This window comes from Citrobacter sp. Cf118 (assembly GCF_030334095.1).
In the GTDB taxonomy this organism is placed as follows: domain Bacteria; phylum Pseudomonadota; class Gammaproteobacteria; order Enterobacterales; family Enterobacteriaceae; genus Citrobacter; species Citrobacter freundii.
Genome location: NZ_JAOWES010000054.1, coordinates 1 through 5,211, shown reverse-complemented (window position 1 = coordinate 5,211; position 5,211 = coordinate 1). Strand labels below are relative to the sequence as shown.

Below are 5,211 nucleotides of genomic sequence, written 5' to 3'. Positions count from 1 at the left end.
TGACCTGCCCCCACGATTAGATACAACACTCAGTTAGTAACGTCGGAATCTTCATTCTCAGAATGACCCTTTCTCCAGCCCGCTGCAAATTCAGACGGTGTCTGATAATTCAGCGTGGAGTGCGGGCGGCATTCGTTATAATCCTGCCGCCAGTCATTAATAATTTTCCTGGCATGAACGATATCGCTGAACCAGTGCTCATTCAAACATTCATCGCGAAATCGTCCGTTAAAGCTCTCAATAAATCCGTTCTGCGTTGGCTTGCCCGGCTGGATTAAGCGCAACTCAACACCATGCTCAAAGGCCCATTGATCCAGTGCACGGCAAGTGAACTCCGGCCCCTGGTCAGTTCTTATCGTCGCCGGATAGCCTCGAAACAGTGCAATGCTGTCCAGAATACGCGTGACCTGAACGCCTGAAATCCCAAAGGCAACAGTGACCGTCAGGCATTCCTTTGTGAAATCATCGACGCAGGTAAGACACTTGATCCTGCGACCGGTGGAAAGTGCGTCCATGACGAAATCCATCGACCAGGTCAGATTGGGCGCCGCCGGACGGAGCAGCGGCAGACGTTCTGTTGCCAGCCCTTTACGACGTCTTCTGCGTTTTACGCCCAGGCCACTGAGGTGATAAAGCCGGTACACGCGCTTATGATTAACATGAAGCCCTTCACGGCGCAGCAACTGCCAAATACGACGGTAGCCAAAACGCCTGCGCTCCAGTGCCAGCTCAGTGATGCGCCCTGATAAATGCGCATCAGCAGCCGGACGGTGAGCCTCATAGCGGCAGGTCGACAGGGATAAACCTGTAAGCCTGCAGGCACGACGTTGCGACAGACCGGTCGCATCACACATCAACATCACGGCTTCCCGCTTCTGGTCTGTCGTCAGTACTTTCGCCCAAGAGCCACCTGAAGCGCCTCTTTATCCAGCATGGCTTCGGCAAGCAGCTTCTTGAGTCTGGTGTTCTCTTCCTCAAGCGACTTCAGGCGCTTAACTTCAGGCACCTCCATACCGCCATACTTCTTACGCCAGGTGTAAAACGTGGCATCGGAAATGGCATGCTTGCGGCAGAGTTCACGGGCGGGTACCCCAGCTTCGGCTTCGGCTTCGCGGAGAATACTGATGATCTGTTCGTCGGAAAAACGCTTCTTCATGGGGATGTCCTCATGTGGCTTATGAAGACATTACTAACATCGGGGTGTACTAATCAACGGGGAGCAGGTCAGCCAGCCTGTTACGTGATCGAATAGAAGCATACAGTGACGTGCTTAAAATCGAGCCTGAGCGGGTGATACACGCACTTGAGGTACTGCGAGGTACGGAAGTGCCGTGGGCTTTTTACACTCCGTCCAGGCTACCTGAGCTTGAAGATGTTCATTGCTGGGAAACTCCTCACGATTTTGACCAAGACCTAGGTGAACACCAGCTGCGGCGCTATATTTGCCCTAAATGCGAGCATGAATCAACCGACCCAATGCGCTGCACGGCTGGCCATGCTCCTGGAGTTAACCAGTATCCTGAAAGCTGTGATGCCACTATCTGGAATTCGCCCGATTCTTGGGATAGTATTAACCCTATAATAAAATTAATTATCAAATCTACGTTCCTGGCTGACCTGACTGTTCATACAATCTTCTATCCGAAAGGGTTGAAGCTTCCTGAAATTCAGGACGTTGAGTAGTCTGCTTCGGGCTCTGTGATCTGATAGTTATATATACCTCATTTAAGACCCCTTACTGGGGTCTCTTTTTTTGGACTTCCGCCGTGCTATGTACTTCACGGTATCCCCAAATATCCCGGCTTATGTAGTTCGTCGATTTGCTTCGTCACCTGCCATACCTGTCTCATAATTTCTCTATTTGGAGAAATCTGATGAACCTACCGACAGCTGTATTAGCGAATAACGATGAAAATGAATCAGACGTCCTCAGCCTTTATGCTAATCCCGTAGACAGTCAAAGTGGCCTCATTGAACATGACGGCTTTCAAAAACTAAATGCCATGCGCGATCTGCTGGTGGAATACAACACAACACTGAAGCACATGCAGGCCATGTATGATGCAGTGATGCGGAACCGGCATGATGAAGCATGGCGCATGTTCTGTGATTCTTGTGACAATTCCATCAAATATACGCTGGCTGTAGAAAATTTGTTCTGTATAGAACGGGCCCGCTGTGCTCTCGATGAAAAGTACTGGCAAAAGCTGCTCGATCTGACCGGCGTAAAACCATTTATGCCCACCGAAAGATACGATGACTGGAACGAAGGATTGAGGGCATGGCGAAAATCATCAGAATCAAATTTTGAGAAGCTTAAGCCTGTACCCTTCAACGAAGAAAGTATCTTTTCTACCGCATTCGCATTGAATGAAGAGAAAAAAGACTACTTCGCCCAGATGGTTCATGGTGTGTTTGAAAAGCTCTCCGCTCTGCATAAGACTAACCGTGCCCAGGGCTTCAGCAACAAACTCATCATAGCCAGCTGCTTACCAAGTAGAGATAACCGCAGATCCTATGACTATCTCAACTATTTTAATGACCTTCGTAAGGTTATTGGACTGATGTATGGACGAAGCGGTGCTGAGGATGTGAATTCGGCTGCGGTCAAAGAGTACATGATGAGTAACCCTGGCGAATGGGTAAGTATTGATAACGATAGTCTTAAAGTGAAGGGGTTTATTAACGGCAATGTGCATATCCTGATTGAGGAGGAAACTTGTGACAATCTCAATCTGGTACTATCCCATTTAATGCCAGGCTGCATTCCTCTCGATCGCCGATACACCACCGGCCATAACTCCGCAAGAACTGTAAAAACCAATGAATATCGGTCGCAGTTGATATCATTCTCTGCTGTTAACTCCTTAATATCATATGCCACTGACCATTTGAACGCGGGCAAACACCTGTCACCGGGGCCGCACACTTTTATCCTGCGGGACAACCAGTCTGTTAGTGAGAAAAAAGAACTGGTGAACATATGGGAGTCATTGGGTGCTGTCAGAAGATATAGAGAAGTATATGACTTTGACTTTAGCCCCGTTGAAGCATTCAAACTTCTGGCATTACATGGTTCTATACCTGACCGCTATACGCACCAGTTCTATGCAACGGTCGGAGAACTCCAGAAACGAGCAATTGATGAATGTATGGTGGCTTCAGGTATGCGTTTGCTGGAACCGAATATCGGTCTTGGTGCGCTACTGAAAGGGTTACCAGAGGGGGTGGATGTTACTGGTTTTGATATACACCCCGCAGCTGTTGCAATTACTGGCCTGCGCTGGAACGTCACCCTTAATGATTTTCTATTGGTCAAGCCTGAAAATACCGGCTTGTTTGAAAGAATTCTGATGAATCCTCCATTTAGTGACTCACGCTGGATTGCACATTTTCAACATGCGATGAGATTCCTGAAACCGGGAGGACGCTTGATAGCAATACTGCCAGGGAGCGCAAAGGAGCATCTTTTAACCCGAGAAGCTGGGCCCGGTTACGACATCAATATTCTGGGTTGCTATGACAACGCCTTTGAAGGAACCGCAGAATCCATAAAACTTTTCTCCGTTGATGCCCATGAATAGTGGGGAAAGGAAGAGCTGGTCGAGTTAATTTCGTCACCCGTAACTGAACAGAAAAAATGAGATAGAGAAAAAGCCGTCAGTTTGTCGATGTTAAATGCTATTCAAATTTTTCAACATGCGACAATTGAGCCAACTACATGAAGAGGAAACACAATGTCAGCATTTCTCATCAATAAATTATCTTTCGAAGATACCAAACAAATAATGTTGTCCTCCATGAAAACAATGGCATCTCTTCATGGTATTTTGGCAATATTCTTGCCGATAATTGCTGGTGGTGGACTCCTGACACTCATCATGAAAAATGTGACAATGGAGGGGCTTGCATTTTTTATCTTACAGCCAGTTGTACTCACCCTCTACCTTACGGCTATCTTATGCCGATATCAAAGCTCAGAGCTAAGATTGAATATCTGGGAAGAACTACGCAACTTTATCGTTGTGTTAGTTTATGCATTATTCCTGACCGTACTAATGATCGTAATATTGTGGTTAGTCAAATTTATGATTGCTTCAGCGGTTGCGGGTGAAACCAACCATGTTGAATATAAACAACCAACATTAACAAGCATTAGTCTGGCTTACTCCAACCTAATAGTGTATTTCAATATGTACGCCCTTGCCACTTTGAGCGTATTTATCGCTACGCCAATGCTCGTTTTATTCATACCAACAGTTACGCGGTGTAAAGGTTCTCTGCTGAAAAGTATACCAGTCATTTGTAAAAGTACTTTTATGAATATTGGGCCGTTGTTCGCATTTTCAGCTATCTCTGGTGTTGTTTTACTTTCGTGGTCATACTTTTCGCTCAGGTATGAATGGTTAATCCCGGCAGCAACTATACCTCTGGCCTACTTATCAATATTGAATTACCAGCTGTCTGAAGCAGCATTGCCTCGTAACCAATAAAAAGGAAACCTGTGATGAGAAAAATAATATTAAATGCGGTTGTTTGTTTATTTGCAATTAATGCATCAAGTTTCGCAATATCAGCGGAAAGCTCTCCATCTCGTGACGAACTGAATGACGTGATGAAAGTTCATGCTTCCGAGATTGCTGCTGTTATCGCATGTAAAGACTACCTCGAAAATGGCGAGGAACGTTTGACTGAAGCGAAATCAAAAGCTGGCCGTGTACTGGGTAAGATGGTAGGCAATCAAGCCAAGGGTAGCGAGTATGCTAGTCGGATTCTGGTAACTGTTAACGAAGCTAAGCCAGATGAGCAACTGAAGGCTGAATTCGACAAGGTCAACCTTGACCACTCAGTCCGCGTTGCAAAATGCGCTCAGCTAGGGAAGGTGCGAACAAGTTCCTGATATGAGATCATCATATTCATCCGGAGCGCATCCCAGAGGGACATCATGAGCCATCAACTCACCTTCGCCGATAGTGAATTCAGCACTAAGCGCCGTCAGACCCGAAAAGAGATTTTCCTCTCCCGCATGGAGCAGATTCTGCCATGGCAGAATATGACCGCTGTCATCGAGCCGTTTTATCCCAAGGCGGGCAATGGCCGACGGCCCTATCCGCTGGAGACCATGCTGCGTATTCACTGCATGCAGCATTGGTACAACCTGAGCGACGGTGCCATGGAAGATGCCCTGTACGAAATCGCCTCCATGCGCCT

Annotated in this window: 5 protein-coding genes; 4 read left to right on the top strand and 1 reads right to left on the bottom strand. The window is 46.9% G+C overall.

Features of this window, described 5'->3' with window-relative positions:
* Positions 1–29: 29 nt before the first annotated feature.
* Positions 30–1,156, bottom strand: a protein-coding gene (locus OGX67_RS01955) for an IS3-like element ISSen4 family transposase (RefSeq protein ID WP_286525769.1) whose coding sequence is annotated in 2 segments (ribosomal slippage) — positions 30–892 and positions 892–1,156 — 1,128 coding nt in all. Because the reading frame shifts where the segments join, the coding sequence is not laid out codon by codon here.
* Between the two features lie 718 nt (positions 1,157–1,874).
* Between OGX67_RS01955 and OGX67_RS01950 the strand changes: the two genes are divergently transcribed.
* The 4 genes from OGX67_RS01950 to OGX67_RS01935 all read left to right on the top strand — a co-directional run.
* Positions 1,875–3,584, top strand: a complete 1,710-nt coding sequence (locus OGX67_RS01950; protein ID WP_007372173.1) for a DUF4942 domain-containing protein — start codon at positions 1,875–1,877, stop codon at positions 3,582–3,584.
* 153 nt (positions 3,585–3,737) lie between these two features.
* Positions 3,738–4,493, top strand: coding sequence for a hypothetical protein (locus OGX67_RS01945; RefSeq protein WP_009654999.1), 756 nt, complete (start codon positions 3,738–3,740; stop codon positions 4,491–4,493).
* Positions 4,494–4,507: 14 nt separating this feature from the next.
* Positions 4,508–4,900, top strand: a complete 393-nt coding sequence (locus tag OGX67_RS01940) for a hypothetical protein (protein WP_032951328.1) — start codon at positions 4,508–4,510, stop codon at positions 4,898–4,900.
* 45 nt (positions 4,901–4,945) lie between these two features.
* A partial coding sequence (locus OGX67_RS01935) for an IS5/IS1182 family transposase (RefSeq protein WP_032255513.1) occupies positions 4,946–5,211 on the top strand: 266 nt, incomplete at its 3' end.

Coding starts and splice junctions, on each gene's coding strand:
- OGX67_RS01950 (WP_007372173.1), top strand. CDS start 1,875: ATGAACCTACCGACAGCTGTATTAGCGAATAACGATGAAAATGAATCA.
- OGX67_RS01945 (WP_009654999.1), top strand. CDS start 3,738: ATGTCAGCATTTCTCATCAATAAATTATCTTTCGAAGATACCAAACAA.
- OGX67_RS01940 (WP_032951328.1), top strand. CDS start 4,508: ATGAGAAAAATAATATTAAATGCGGTTGTTTGTTTATTTGCAATTAAT.